We start from the raw sequence: 14,052 nt of genomic DNA on the forward strand, positions 1-14,052 counted from the left end.
GCCGAGCCCCCGCGCAGCCACCAGGCTGCACAGGCGGGCGCTGCACTGGCGGCGCGTAGGGACCGTCGCCCCGGCAGGTGAGCGGAGGCGTCGCCCGGCCGTGCGCGTGCGCTCGCCCGTCGTCCGGCGTCTGGCGTCCCGCGTCCGGTGTCCGGTGTGGAATCCATTCGACGGAGATTCTGCGGAAAGGGGCCGTTTCAGGCCTCCGTGGAGCTGTTTCGGGCAAAATCTCGGTCGAATTCGTTCGGGGCGGCTCTAGGGTTGGTCACAATGACAACCCATGACGCGCTCCGTGACGCCTACGACGCACAGCTCCGGCTCCGGGTTCCGACCGACCGGCCCACGGGCATCCGTTACGAACTGTCGGGCCCGGTTCTGCGGATCTTGGGACGGCACCAGGGGTTCGTCGAGACTGCTCGCGACGTGGGTGCGACCGGCGCGGCGCTCGACGCCCTGATCGCGGAGCACCGCGACTTCTTCGCTGCCCGCGGCGAGGCCTTTGAATGGAAGACCCGCGGCCACGACCTGCCAGCCGACCTGCCGGACCGCCTGCTCGCGGCCGGCTTCGTGGCCGAGGAGCTGGAGACGGTCGTCGTCGCCGAGACCGAACGCCTGAACACCGTGCCGGTGCTGCCGGTCGGCGTCACGATCAGGCAGGTCGACACCCGGGTCGACTTCGAGCGCATCGCCGCGCTGCAGTCGCAGGTCTGGGACGAGGACTACGCCTGGCTGGCCGACCAGCTGGAGGCCGGTGTGCGTGATGCCCCGGGCGACGTGCTCGTGTTCGTCGCCGAGGCCGGTGGCGTGCGCGGCGGCGAGCTCGTCTCCTCGTGCCGGGTCGAGTTCACCCCCGGCACCGATTTCGCGGGACTCTGGGGTGGGTCGACCCTGGCCGCCTGGCGGGGCCGCGGCATCTACCGGGCGCTGGTGGCATACCGCGCGCGGCTCGCGCACCAACGCGATGTGCGCTTCGTGCACGTGGATGCCTCCGACGACAGCAAACCGATCCTGCTGCGGCTGGGCTTTCAGGCCATCACGACGACGACCCCCTGGGTTTGGACCCCTCCGACGACCTGCCCCGGCTACCAGAGGCCGGGCTTGTAGTCCTTGAGGAAGACGCCGCAGAGGTCCTCGCCGCCCTCGCCACGCACAATCGGGTCGTAGACCCTCGCCGCGCCGTCGACCAGGTCGAGTGGGGCGTGGAAGCCCTCCTCGGCGAGGCGGACCTTGGTGGGGTGCGGCCGCTCGTCGGTGATCCAGCCGGTGTCGACGCTGGTCATCAGGATGCCGTCGGACAGCATCTCCTTCGCGCTCGTGCGGGTGAGCATGTTCAGTGCGGCTTTGGCCATGTTCGTGTGCGGGTGGCCGGGCCCCTTGTACCCGCGGCCGAACACGCCCTCCATCGCCGACACGTTCACGATGTAGGTGCGGCGGGCGTCGGATGCCGCGAGCGAGCCACGCAGACGGCTGACCAGCAGGAACGGGGCCGTGGTGTTGCACAGCTGCACCTCCAGCATCTCCAGCGGGTCGACGTCTTCCACGTTCGCGGTCCAGCTGTTTCGGGAGTGCAGGTCGGGCACGAGCCCGCCGGCGTCGATCGCGGTGCCGGCGGCGAGACGCGCGAGTGACGAGGAGCCCGGCGCGAGCGCCAGGGCGGTCAGGTCGTCTGCCGTGAGTGCGCCACTCGCGCCGGCTGCTGCGGCCAGGATCGGATGGCTGGTGACGGATGCCGCGAGCGCGGTCGGGTGCGCGTCACTGGTGTGCCCGAACGTGACGATCTCCGGGATGACGCCCTCCGGCAGCGGCGACTGCTCGGCCTCGACCAGCATCGAGTACGAGCCGGGGGAGCGGCGCACGGTCTGGGCGGCGTTGTTGATCAGGATGTCCAGCGGCCCGGCCGCGGCGACGGAGTCGGCCAGGCCGATCACCTGGGCCGGGTCGCGCAGGTCGATCCCGACGATGCGGAGACGGTGCAGCCAGTCGGCCGAGTCCGGCATGGCGCTGAAGCGGCGCACCGCGTCGCGCGGGAACCGGGTGGTGATGGTGGTGTGGGCGCCGTCGCGCAGCAGGCGCAGGGCGATGTACATGCCGATCTTGGCGCGGCCGCCCGTGAGCAGGGCGCGCTTGCCGGTCAGGTCGGTGCGGGCATCCCGCTTCTCGTGGCTCATCGCCGCGCAGGCAGGGCAGAGCTGGTGGTAGAAAGCGTCGACGAGGGTGTACTTCTGCTTGCAGATGTAGCAGGCCCGTGGCACGAGCAGCTCGCCGGCCGACGCCCGGTCGGTGCCCAGGCGCGGCTGGGCGCCGATGGTCTCGTCGTCGATGCGGGTGGCGGCGCCGGTCGCGGTCGCGGCGATGACCTCCCGGTCGGCATCCGCGATCGCCTGCCGCTTCTCGCCGCGTCGCACCATCTTGACGGACTTGAACATCTTGGCGGTGGCCTGCCGCACGGTGACGAAATCGGGGTCTTCGGGGTCGATCTCGCTGAGCGAGGCGAGCACGCGCAGGGCGGTCGCCATCTCGGCAGGGTCGATCCCCGGGGTGGACACGGCCCCGGGAGCGGGCTCGGTCGGAGGCGTCGTGATCATCGGACAATTCTACGATGGCCCCCGCGATGGCCCGGCCCGGTGCACACAGCACACAGACCGGTGGCCCGGCGCGCCGAGACCAGGGCCTCCGCACGCCGGACCACCGGTCGATGCAGCAGGGTGTCGCTAGACCTTCAGCGGCTCCGGCTCGGTTTTCGGCTCCGTCGCGAGCGATGAGAGATCCATCGACGAGGTCGGCGGCTCATAGGTCTCGTCGAACGGCATCTCGTCGGTGTCCAGGGCAGGGTTGTCATCCTGCGTGGCGACCAGTTCGCGGGCCTCGAAGACCGAGTCCACGCTGGGCATCGAGCCGATCAACGGACGCCCGGCAGACTCGCGCAGGAAGAAGATCGCGATTCCACCGATGACGGATGTCCCCATCAGGTAGTACGCCGGCATCATGTCGTTCTCGGTCGTGGCGATCAGCGCCGCGATGATGAACGGCGTCGTGCCGCCGAAGATGGCCACCGAGAAGTTGTACGCGATGCCCATGGCACCGTAACGGCTTTCGGTCGGGAACAGCGCCGGCAGGGCCGAGGCGAGGTTGGAGACGTAGAACGTGACGGGCAGGGCGATCAGAGCCAGGCCGAGCAGCGTCGTCCAGATCTCGCCGACGCCGATCAGCATGAAGGCGGGGATGGAGAGCACTACGGCGCTGAGCGAACCCATCCAGAGCACGGGACGACGACCGATCTTGTCGGACAGGCGGCCGGCCAGGGGGATGCAGAGCGCCATGATAACGAGGATCGGGATGGTGAGCAGTGTCCCGTGCAGCTCGTCGTAGCCCTTGGTGGCGGTGAGGTACGTCGGCATGTATGAGGTGAGTGCGTAGCCGAGCGTGTTGGCCGCGGCGACGAGGATCATCGCGACGATGATGCCGCGCCAGTGGTTCTTGAAAATGCTGACCGGGCTGTTGGACGGGGCGGACTCGTCGGAGAACGACGGGTCGGTCGCGGCCAGTTCCTTCGCGTCCAGAGTGGCCTGGAAGGTGGGGGATTCCTCGATCTTCAGACGGAACCAGATGGCGATCAGGCCGAGCGGTCCGGCGATCAGGAACGGAATCCGCCAGCCCCAGTCCTCCATGACGGGCTGCCCGAGGGTGATCTGCAGGATGGACACAAGCGCGGCGCCGATGGCGAAGCCGAGGTAGCTGCCCATATCGAGCAGGCTGGCGAAGAAGCCGCGGTGCTTGTCGGGCGAGTGCTCGCTCACGAAGGTGGTCGCACCGGCGTACTCACCGCCGGTGGAGAAGCCCTGCACGAGCTTGGTGAAGACCAGCAGCGCGGCGGCGAACATGCCCACCTGAGCGTAGCCGGGCAGCAAGCCCACGGCGAAAGTGGATGCCGCCATCAGGATCAGGGTCATCGACAGCACCTTCTGGCGGCCGATCTTGTCACCGAGCCAGCCGAAGAACACACCACCCAGCGGGCGGGCGATGAACGTCGCGGCGAAGGTGCCGAGCAGGAACAGGGTCTGCACGGTCGGGTCGGACTCGGGCAGGAACACCGGACCCATGGTCGTGATGAGGTAGCCGAACACGCCGACGTCGTACCATTCCATCGTGTTTCCCACGATGGTGCCGCCGAGGGCTTTCTTCAGCCTTGACTGGTCGACCACGTTCACGTGTGACACCTTTAAACGACGCTGCAGGAGCGGATTCTTGGTCTTCACCGCCGTGCCGTCGGCACCGGAAAGTGAGCTGGTTCTGGGCATTGGAACTTCTCTCGTAGAGATCATGTTGCTGCGAAAAAAAGGGGCCCGCTTTCGGGCATAACGAACAATTTTAGTCGGAAATGGGCAACAACCAGACATTTTGCCGAGGATACCCTCTCTGGACAGGGGTTTACGTTCGGTCTCCGTCGGCGCTTTCCCAGCCGGGAGACACTTAGGCTGAGCCTCATGGCTGACTCTGTGAAGTTCTGGTTCGACCCCTCCTGCCCCTGGGCCTGGATGACCTCCCGCTGGGTGGACGAGGTCTCCGCCCTGCGCGGTTTCGACGTCGAGTGGAAGGTGATGAGCCTCGCCGTTCTGAACGAGGACCAGGACGTGTCCGAGGAATACCGCGCGTTCTTCCCCCGGGCTCTCAAGTACACCCGCCTGGTTGCTGCCGCGCAGGAGCTGCACGGCCAGAAAACGGTCAAGGCGCTCTACGATGCCCTGGGCGTCCGCATCCACCTCGGTGGCAGCACAAACCCCGACGAGGTCATTCCCGCCGCGCTCGCCGAGGTGGGCCTGCCGGCATCGTTCGCGGAGTGGGCCGACAGCGACCACCACGACGTGCAGATGCGCGCCAGCCACTTCGACGGCATGGAGCGGGTGGGCCAGGATGTCGGCACCCCCGTCATCGCCGTGAACGACGTGGCCTTCTTCGGCCCGGTCATCTCGCCCGCGCCGAGCGGCGATGCGGCGCTCAAGCTGTGGGACGGTGTGGTGGCCGTTGCCGGGTACGACGGTTTCTTCGAGCTGAAGCGCTCCCGCACCCGGGAGCCGATCTTCGCCACGGCTGCGACGGTATCGGCCGAGCAAGTCGAGTAAATATAATCGGTTGCATGCGCATCCATATCGCCACTGACCACGCCGGCCTCGACTTCAGCCACCAGCTGGTCACGCACCTCACCCTGGCCGGTCACGAAGTCGTGGACCACGGACCGGAGGTCTATGACGCCCTCGACGACTACCCCGGTTTCTGCATCCGGGCGGCCGAGGCCGTCGTCAACGACCTGTCCGTCGGCGTCGACGCGCTCGGCGTCGTCTTCGGCGGCTCGGGCAACGGCGAGCAGATGGCCGCGAACAAGGTGAAGGGCGTGCGCGCCGCGCTGGTCTGGAGCCTCAGCACCGCCAGGCTCGCCCGCGAGCACAACGACGCGAACGTCATCTCCATCGGTGCCAGGCAGCACACCATCGAGGACGCCATCGACTTCATCGACGCCTTCATCTCGGAGCCGTTCCCCGGCGACGAACGCCACTGCCGACGCATCCTGCAGCTGGCGGAGTACGAGGCGCACTGCACCATCAACGGCACGCGTCTCGCCGACTAGCCGTGCCTGAGGGTCATTCCGTCCACCGCATTGCGCGCCAGTTCGCCCGCAACTTCGTGGGTAAAAGCATCCAGCTGTCGTCGCCGCAGGGCCGGTTCGTGGACGGCGCGGCGATGCTCGACGGACACATCATGACGGATGCCCGTGCCGTCGGCAAGCAGATGTTCCTGGAGTTCGACAACGGGCTCTGGCTGCGCGTGCACCTGGGGTTGTACGGCGCCTGGGACTTCGCCGGGGACATCCAAGCGCACGGTACGGACGCCGCCATCACGGGTCGCAGGCGCCGGACCGTCAGGCGCGGCGCGGGTGACGTCATACAGGGCCTGGCGGGGGAGGACTCGTTGCAGAGCATCGGCGCGCCCCGGCTGACCCGGCTGCGGATGGCGGAAGACGAGAAAGTCAGCGTCGAACCCGACGGCTTCCCGCCCGCACCCATCGGCCAGGTTCGGGTGCGTCTGCTGGCCGACGACGTCGTGGCGGACCTGCGCGGGCCCACGGCATGCGTGGTGCTCGACCCTCAGCAGGTGCACGAGGCGATGGACCGTCTCGGGCCGGACCCGATGCTTGATGACAGCCCAGCCGCCGAGGACCGCTTCGTCACGGTGGTGCGGAAGAAACCCACCCCGATCGGGCGCCTTTTGATGGATCAGTTGGTGGTCAGCGGCATCGGCAACGTCTACCGGGCCGAGTTGCTCTTCCGTGCGCGCCTGAACCCGTATGCGCCGGGCAAGTCGCTCAGTGACGAGCAGTCCCGGGCGCTCTGGCGAGACTGGGCGCACCTGCTAAAGATCGGCGTGTCGACCGGGCAGATGATGACCATGGACGGCCTCGGCGACGCGGCGTACGGGCGCGCCCTGAGGCGACGGGCCGACCGGCACTGGGTGTACAAGCGCGAGGGGCTGCCCTGCCGGGTCTGCGGCACCCACATCACCCTCGAGGAGATGGCCGCACGCAAGCTCTACTGGTGCCCGAAATGCCAGGCCTGACCTGCTCGCCCTGATCTGCTTCACCTGATCTGAACAAACGACCAGAACGGGACCGATGAGACACAACCCCATTTTTGCGCAGGGCGACCCAGCCGAGATCCGCCGTCTCATCCGGGAGAACCCATGGGCCACGCTGATCAGCCACACCGAGTCCGGTCTGGTGGCCTCGCACTACCCGGTGCTGCTCGACGAGGAGGCCGATGAGGCCGACGGAATCGTGCTGGTCAGCCACGTCGGACGCCCCGACGAGGCCCTGCACGAACTCGGCCGGCACGAGCTGCTGGTGATCATTCAGGGACCCCACGGCTACATCTCGCCCGGCTGGTACGACGCGGCGCCCGCCGTTCCCACCTGGAACTTCGTCGCCGCGCATTTGCACGGCACACCGGAACTGCTCAGCGACGAGGAGAACCTACGGGTGCTGGACCGCCTGGTCGACCACTTCGAGGAGCGGATGCCTGAACCGCGCCGCCTGTCCGGCACAGAGGCCAACGCCGCCTACGCCGCCCGCATTGTGGCCGGCACGGTCGGTTTCCGGCTCAGGGTGAACCGCCTCACCGCCAAGAGCAAGCTCAGCCAGAACAAGCCGGCCGAGACCGTGGCGCGCATTCTGGGTGAACTCGACGGGGACGGTCCCTATGCGAGCCCGGGCCTGGCAGCCGAAATGCGCCGGGTGCACGGGGCCGAGCGGTGAGCGTGTCCACGCCCGCTCAGGCAACCGCGGCGGCCCCTCCGCTCGTTCTGAGGAACGGCCGGCTGCCGGGGAGCGACGAGATCGTCGACACGCTGATCGTCGACGGCCGGGTGCGCCGGCTCGGGTATCTGAGTCAGGCGGTTGCGGGCATCCGTTCGGTCGATCTGGAAGAACGCTGGCTGATCCCGGGCCTCTGGGACAACCACGTGCACTTCAGCCAGTGGGCGCAGACGAATCAGAGGCTTGATCTGTCCGGCACCGGCAGTGCCGCCGCCGCGGCCGATCTGGTCGCCGGACGAGCGCCCGGAGTTTCGAGAGGGGAGACCCTGGTCGGGTTCGGGTTTCGCGACGGTCTGTGGCCGGATGCCCCGAGCCGGCCCCTGCTGGACGCCGCCGCCGGCACCGTTCCGACCGTGTTGATCAGCGGTGACCTACACTCCTGCTGGCTGAACTCGGCCGCGCTCGCCCGCCACGGTCACACGGAGCACCCGACCGGGCTGCTCCGTGAGGAGGACTGCTTCGCCGTGGTGCGCACGCTTGCCGAGGTGCCCGATGTCGTGATGGACGGTTGGGCCGACAGCGCGGCCCGGGCCGCGGCGGCTCGGGGGGTCGTGGGCATCGTCGACATGGAGATGGACTGGAACCTCGCCACCTGGCTGCGGCGCATCCAGGGCGGCACCGACTCGCTGCGGGTGGAGTTCGGTATCTACACCCAGCACCTGGAGCGCGCCATCGCACTCGGTCTGCGGAGCGGGGCCGGCGTCGACGGCACCGGCGGGCTGCTCACGGTGGGACCCGGCAAGGTGATCACCGACGGCTCGCTGAACACCCGCACCGCGTACTGCGTCGACGAGTACCCCGGCCTGGAGGGCCAGCCCGGGTCACGCGGGATGCTCACCGTGCCGTCGGAGGAACTGCTCGCGCACCTGGGTCGGGCCGTGGCCGCGGGCATCCGCCCCGCCGTGCACGCCATCGGCGACCGGGCCAACGCGCTGGCCCTCGACGCCTTCGAGCAGCTCGGCTGCGCCGGCAGCATCGAGCACGCGCAGCTGCTCACGAGGGAGGACGTCGCCCGTTTCGCCCGGCTCGGCGTGGTGGCGAGTGTGCAGCCCGAGCACGCCCTCGACGACCGGGACGTCGCCGACCGCTACTGGGTGGGACGCACTGACCGGGCCTTCGTGCTGAAGAGCCTGCTGGACGCCGGGGTCACCCTCGCGCTCGGGTCCGACGCCCCGGTCGCTCCGCTGGACCCGTGGGTGAGCATCGCCGCCGCCGTCGGGCGCACCCGCGGCAGCCGCGAACCCTGGCACGCCGAGCAAGCCATCTCCCGGCAGGCCGCGCTCGCCGCGTCCGCGCGCGGCCGGCACCGCGTTCTGGCGGGGGACGTCGCCGACCTCGCGGTGTGCGAGATCGACCCGTTCGTCGCCTCCGTGCCCGACCTGCGACGGATGCCCGTTGCCGCCACCCTGCTCGCCGGCCGCTTCACCCACACCACCCTCTGATTTGGGGGTTTACCCCCGGCGAGATCCGGTTGGCAGCGGGATGTCGTCTACTCGACCCGGCGATCAGGCTGAGTACCGACAGACTTACTGGAGGACACCATGACCGCACCGACCGAAACCTCCCCACGCGCCGGATATGGCGCGCTCTGGCGCCGCGTGCCGCAGGAGCTGCTCTTTCTGCTGCTGACCCTGCCGGTGGTCGTGATCGCGCTCACCGTTCTGAGCACCGTATTCTTCACCGGCGTCGGCCTGCTCGCCGTCGTCGTCGGGATCGTCGTCGTCGTGGCGTCCCTCTACCTCGCCCGCGGCATCGGTCTGGTCGAACTCGCCCGCCTGCGCTGGGCCGGCCAGCCTGCCATCACCCCGCCGCGGTGGGAGACGCCGGGGGAGCCGGCCACCACCCTCCGCGCCCTGCTCGGCCCGCTCGTCAACGGGCACTACTGGCTCTACCTGCTGCACGGCATGGTCGTGAACTTCGTGGTCGGGCTTGTCAGCTGGATCGTCACCGTCGTCTGGCTGTCGGTGGGCCTCGGCGGCGTCAGCTACTGGATCTGGGGCCGCTTCCTCCCCGAGGACCGGAACGACGACCTGCACGCGATCATCCTGAACTGGATACTGCCGGGCACCACGCTCCCGATCGACCCGCTCCTGGCCGAGAGCCTCCTCCAGCTCGTCCTGGGCATCCTCTTTCTGCTGACCCTGCCGTACATCACGCACGCGTTCACCCGGCTGCACCAGTTCGCGGCCCGCGGCATGCTGGGCGCCTGGCGGTCCGAGGCCCTGCAGCGTGAGGTCGCCGACCTCAGCGCGTCGCGCGGGGCGGCCGTCGCCGCGGAAGACCAGTCCCTGCGGCGCCTGGAACGGGACATCCACGACGGTCCGCAGCAGCGCCTGGTGCGCCTGCAGATGGACCTCGCCAGAGCCGAGCGCAAACTCGATGTCGACCCGGATGCCGCGCGCACCCTGATCGTGGAGGCTCGGGAGCAGGCTCATGACACCCTCGAGGAGCTGCGGGCGCTGTCCCGCGGACTGGTGCCGCCCCTCCTGCAGGATCGCGGCCTCCTCGCCGGCCTCGAGTCCCTGGCCGCCCGAAGCACCATCCCGGTGCGGCTCGAGCTGCAGGTCGACCCGGCGCTGCGGCTGCCCAGCGAAATCGAGCGAAGCGCGTATTTCGTCGGCGCGGAGTTGCTCACCAACGCCGCCAAGCACTCGCGGGCCACGGACATCCGTCTGCACCTGGCCCTGCGCGCCGTCCCCGACGATGTGAGCACCGGCAGTCCTGCCGGCACGGGGGCCGCCGGCGCCATCTGGCTCGACCTCTGGGTGATCGACGACGGCATCGGCGGGGCCCGGCTGACCGATGCCCACGGCCTGCAGGGACTCGACGAACGCCTGCACGGCCTTCGCGGGGTGTTGTCGGTGCGGAGCCCCGAGGGTGGCCCAACCGCGATCGGGGCACACATCCCACTGCCCGCGGCCCGGCCGGCGCGAGCCGTCGCCGTATCCTGAACGGATGACCGACCTCGCCTCAGCCTTTCCCGCCGCTCCCTCCGCCCCACCCCTGCGGCTTGTGCTGGCCGAGGACTCGGTGCTGCTCAGAGAGGGTCTGATCCGCCTGTTCGACGAGGCCGGGTTTGTGACCGTCGCGTCCTACGGCGACGCGGATTCCCTCCTGGCCGAGGTAGACGCGCTGCGGCCCGACATCGCCGTGCTGGATGTGCGGATGCCGCCCACCTTCCGGGACGAGGGCGTGCGCGCCGCCCTGGAACTGCGCCGCAGGCTGCCGTCGGTGGGCATTCTGCTGCTCAGCCAGTATGTGGAGGGCACCTACGCGCATGAACTTCTCGCTGCCGGCAACGGGGGACTGGGCTACCTGCTCAAGGACCGGGTGGCGTCGCTTGACGAGCTGCGGGACGCCGTGACCCGGATCAGCGCGGGCGGCACCGTGCTCGACCCACAGGTCGTGCGCGAGTTGCTGGCCCGCCGCACCGACCCGGTCGCGGCCCTCACCCCGCGTGAGCGCGACGTGCTCGGGCTGATGGCGGAGGGGCGCACCAACGCCGGCATCGCCGCGAAGCTCGTGATCGGCGTCGGCGCGGTCGAGAAGAACGTCACCTCGATCTTCCAGAAGCTCGGCCTTGACGACTCGGGCTCCGACCACCGCCGGGTGCTCGCCGTGCTCACCTACCTGCGGCACTGACCCCGCGGCACTGGCCCAGCCATGGGCATCCGAATGTTCGGATCCGGCCCGGTCAGGGGTGCAGACTTAGCTCATGAGCGAGATCGCGAATTCCAAGCTGGCCATCATCGGAGCCGGGGCCGTCGGGTCGTCCCTGGCCTACGCCGCACTGATCCGGCAGTCCGCGCGGGAAGTCGTCCTCTACGACATCAACGGGCCCAAGGTGGAGGCCGAGGTTCTCGACCTGGCCCACGGCACCCAGTTCACGGGTGCCTCCTGCGTGGCCGGCGGCAGCGACCTCGACGCCATCGCGGGGGCGAACATGGTCGTGATCACGGCCGGGGCCAGACAGCACCCGGGCCAGTCCCGACTCGAGATGGCCGGCGTCAATGTCGGGATCCTGCGTGAGCTGATGCCCCAGCTGGTCGAGCGAGCCCCGGACGCCGTCTACATGCTCGTCACCAACCCCTGCGACGTGCTTGCCTATGCTGCCCGCCAGTTCAGCGGGCTGCCGGCCACGCGCGTCTTCGGGTCGGGCACGGTGCTCGATTCCTCTCGGCTGCGCTGGATGCTCGCGCACCGGGTCGGTGTCGCGATCGCCAATGTGCACGCCGTGATCGTCGGAGAGCACGGCGACTCGGAGTTCCCGCTCTGGTCCCAGGCCCGGATCGGCCCGATCTCCCTGGCCGAGTGGGTGCAAGACGACATCTCGCCCAAGGGTCTGGTGCCGTTCTCGGAGGCGGAATTCGACGCGATCACCGAGAGCGTGAAGACCGCGGCGTACACGGTCATCGCCGGCAAGGGCGCCACGAACTACGCGATCGGGCTTTCGGGCGCCCGGATCGTCGAGGCCGTGCTGCGCGACGAGGGCGCCGTGCTTCCGGTCAGTTCGGTGCTCACCGACTACCGGGGCGTCAGCGACGTGGCGCTGTCGGTGCCGAGCGTGATCAACGCCGAGGGCGTCTCCCGCGTGATCGAGGTTCCCTTCAGCGAGAAGGAGCAGGAGCTGTTCGAGCACTCGGCGGCGACGTTGCGCGCGACGCTGAACGGGCTCGGGCTCGACTGAGCCGTGTGAGGCGATCCGTCCAGGGCGTGGTGTGGAGGGGATGACGGGAATCGAACCCGCGCCATCAGTTTGGAAAACTGAGGCTCTACCATTGAGCTACATCCCCCGGGCACAGTCCCCTGCGCACACACTCAGCGTAGTACACGCTGACGGTCGCCAGCTGCACGTCTCGACCCGCGGCATCCGGACCGTGCAGTAGACTTATTGAGGTCATTCCGCGAATTGCGCGAACTTTGCGCGCCAAACGGATGCCATCACCGGGTTGAGAAATTGTCCGGGGCGTAGCTCAGCTTGGTAGAGCGCTCGGTTTGGGGCCGAGAGGTCGCAGGTTCGAATCCTGTCGCCCCGACCAACACCCCCTAAATACATCGGTCGAACACAGGAGATTGCCACGTGAAGTCCACGGTAGAACAACTGAGTCCCACTCGCGCGAAGGTCACCATCTCGGTGGCTCCCGAGGAGCTGAAGCCCAGCATCACCCACGCCTACGGCCACATTGCCGAGGACATCAACATTCCCGGCTTCCGCAAGGGCAAGGTCCCGCCGGCCATCATCGACCAGCGGGTCGGCAAGTCCGCCGTGCTCGAGCATGCGGTCAACGAGAGCCTCGACGGTTTCTACCGCTCGGCCGTGACCGAGCACAAGCTGCGCCCCCTGGGTCGCCCCGAGGCAGACATCGTCGCCTGGCCCAGCGACAAGGACTTCTCCGGAGACCTGGAACTGGCCATCGAGGTCGACGTGCGCCCCGAGATCGACCTGCCGAACTACTCCGGGCTGAAGCTCACCGTCGACGCCGTCGAGGTGTCCGATGAAGAGGTCGCCGAGGAACTCGACAACCTGCGCAGCCGCTTCGGCACGCTCGTCACCGTCGATCGCCCCGCCACCACGGGCGACTTCGTGCAGATCGACCTGATCGCCGCCATCAACAGCGTCGAGGTCGACAACGCCACCGGCATCTCCTACGAGGTCGGCTCCGGCGACCTCATCGACGGCATCGACGAGGCGCTCGACTCCCTCAGCGCCGGTGAGACCACCACCTTCAACTCCAACCTCATGGGTGGGGACCACGAGGGCGAGACTGCCGAGATCACCGTCACCGTCGGCGCCGTCAAGGAGCGCGAGCTTCCGACCGCCGACGACGACTTCGCGCAGATCGCCAGCGAGTTCGACACCATCGCCGAACTGACCGAGAGCCTCAAGGGCCAGGTCGAGCGCTCCAAGGTCTTCGGCCAGGGCACCCAGGCCCGCGAGAAGCTCGTCGAGCAGCTGCTCGAGTCGGTCGAGGTTCCGATTCCGACTGCGATCATCGAGGACGAGGTTCGTCGCCACCTCGAGGGCGAGAACCGCCTCGAAGACGCCGAGCACCGCGCCGAGGTCACCGAGGCCAGCGAGAAGACCTTCCGTCAGCAGATCCTGCTCGACACCATCGCCGAGGCCGAGAAGGTTCAGGTCAGCCAGGACGAGCTCACTCAGTACCTGATCCAGGGCGCAGCCCAGTACGGCATGGACCCGAGCGAATTCGTCCAGGCGCTGAGCGGCAACGGTCAGATCCCGTCGATGGTGGCCGAGGTTGCCCGCAACAAGGCCCTCGCCATCGCACTGGGCAAGGCCGAGGTCGTTGACTCCAACGGCAACGCCGTCGACCTGTCCGAGTTCGTCGCGGTCGCCGACGAGGCGTCCGGCGACGCCGAGGACGAGGACGAGGAGATCGAGGAGGACGACTCCGACGCCGCCGAGGTCGACGCCGAGGTCGAGGCCATCAAGGCCGCCAAGGCCACGGCAGCGAAGGCAGCCAAGGCCAAGGCCGCCGCGGCGAAGAAGAAGGCCGCCGCCAAGAAGTAGCACGACAATCGCTCACGCGGGCGTACGGGTCGGATGTCACAGGCATCCGGCCCGTTCCGCGTTTGTGCCTTGCCGCCCCCACCCCGCCCACGACCCCGTCCCTGGCTTGACCCCTCCCGACCTGGACCAATTCGACGGAATTTTTCGGGTTCAGGGCCGT

12 protein-coding genes and 2 tRNA genes are annotated in these 14,052 nt (G+C 68.7%); 11 read left to right on the forward strand and 3 right to left on the reverse strand.

The genetic code is table 11. The annotated features are described in order from the left end of the window. Positions 1–270: 270 nt before the first annotated feature. A complete protein-coding gene (locus E3O18_RS11125) occupies positions 271–1,104 on the forward strand; it encodes a GNAT family N-acetyltransferase (RefSeq protein WP_134393934.1) in 834 nt (277 codons plus the stop codon). Here the strand turns inward: E3O18_RS11125 and E3O18_RS11130 are convergent. Both E3O18_RS11130 and E3O18_RS11135 read right to left on the reverse strand, forming a co-directional pair. After that, a complete protein-coding gene (locus tag E3O18_RS11130; RefSeq protein WP_134418107.1) occupies positions 1,083–2,585 on the reverse strand; it encodes an SDR family NAD(P)-dependent oxidoreductase in 1,503 nt (500 codons plus the stop codon). The two genes, E3O18_RS11125 and E3O18_RS11130, sit on opposite strands and share 22 nt — an antisense overlap. Before the next feature lie 126 nt (positions 2,586–2,711). Next, positions 2,712–4,298, reverse strand: a complete 1,587-nt coding sequence (locus E3O18_RS11135; RefSeq protein WP_241976608.1) for an MFS transporter — start codon at positions 4,296–4,298, stop codon at positions 2,712–2,714. Between the two features lie 186 nt (positions 4,299–4,484). Between E3O18_RS11135 and E3O18_RS11140 the strand changes: the two genes are divergently transcribed. The 8 genes from E3O18_RS11140 to E3O18_RS11175 all read left to right on the forward strand — a co-directional run bounded on the left by E3O18_RS11140 (position 4,485) and on the right by E3O18_RS11175 (position 12,050). Further along, positions 4,485–5,120, forward strand: coding sequence for a disulfide bond formation protein DsbA (locus E3O18_RS11140; RefSeq protein WP_134393931.1), 636 nt, complete (start codon positions 4,485–4,487; stop codon positions 5,118–5,120). 14 nt (positions 5,121–5,134) lie between these two features. After that, positions 5,135–5,623 carry a ribose-5-phosphate isomerase gene (locus E3O18_RS11145; protein ID WP_134393930.1) on the forward strand — a complete coding sequence of 163 codons (489 nt, stop codon included), beginning with the start codon at positions 5,135–5,137 and terminating at the stop codon, positions 5,621–5,623. A 2-nt stretch (positions 5,624–5,625) separates the two neighbouring features. Next, positions 5,626–6,609 carry a DNA-formamidopyrimidine glycosylase family protein gene (locus E3O18_RS11150; protein WP_134393929.1) on the forward strand — a complete coding sequence of 328 codons (984 nt, stop codon included), beginning with the start codon at positions 5,626–5,628 and terminating at the stop codon, positions 6,607–6,609. 55 nt (positions 6,610–6,664) lie between these two features. Continuing rightward, a complete protein-coding gene (locus tag E3O18_RS11155) occupies positions 6,665–7,303 on the forward strand; it encodes an FMN-binding negative transcriptional regulator (protein WP_134393928.1) in 639 nt (212 codons plus the stop codon). Further along, entirely contained in the window at positions 7,300–8,805 is a 1,506-nt protein-coding gene (locus E3O18_RS11160) for an amidohydrolase family protein (RefSeq protein ID WP_241976609.1), read from the forward strand. Before E3O18_RS11155 ends, E3O18_RS11160 begins: the two co-directional genes overlap by 4 nt. 99 nt (positions 8,806–8,904) lie before the next feature. Further along, the gene (locus tag E3O18_RS11165; protein ID WP_134393926.1) at positions 8,905–10,314 is read left to right on the forward strand and encodes a sensor domain-containing protein; all 1,410 of its coding nucleotides are present in this window, start codon (positions 8,905–8,907) and stop codon (positions 10,312–10,314) included. Positions 10,315–10,318: 4 nt separating this feature from the next. Continuing rightward, a complete protein-coding gene (locus E3O18_RS11170; protein ID WP_134393925.1) occupies positions 10,319–11,005 on the forward strand; it encodes a response regulator transcription factor in 687 nt (228 codons plus the stop codon). A 73-nt stretch (positions 11,006–11,078) separates the two neighbouring features. Continuing rightward, the gene (locus E3O18_RS11175; RefSeq protein ID WP_134418108.1) at positions 11,079–12,050 is read left to right on the forward strand and encodes an L-lactate dehydrogenase; all 972 of its coding nucleotides are present in this window, start codon (positions 11,079–11,081) and stop codon (positions 12,048–12,050) included. Between the two features lie 32 nt (positions 12,051–12,082). Here E3O18_RS11175 and E3O18_RS11180 read toward each other — a convergent pair. Beyond that, positions 12,083–12,156 (reverse strand) — tRNA-Gly (locus E3O18_RS11180). A gap of 169 nt (positions 12,157–12,325) precedes the next feature. On the opposite strand from E3O18_RS11180, the gene E3O18_RS11185 reads away from it, so the two are divergent. Beyond that, a tRNA-Pro gene (locus tag E3O18_RS11185) sits at positions 12,326–12,402 on the forward strand. 41 nt (positions 12,403–12,443) lie between these two features. After that, on the forward strand, positions 12,444–13,892 hold the full coding sequence (gene tig / locus E3O18_RS11190; protein ID WP_134418109.1) for a trigger factor: 1,449 nt from the start codon (positions 12,444–12,446) through the stop codon (positions 13,890–13,892). Positions 13,893–14,052 lie beyond the last annotated feature (160 nt).

This window comes from Cryobacterium sp. TMT2-42-4, assembly GCF_004402645.1.
Classification (GTDB): Bacteria; Actinomycetota; Actinomycetes; order Actinomycetales; family Microbacteriaceae; genus Cryobacterium; species Cryobacterium sandaracinum.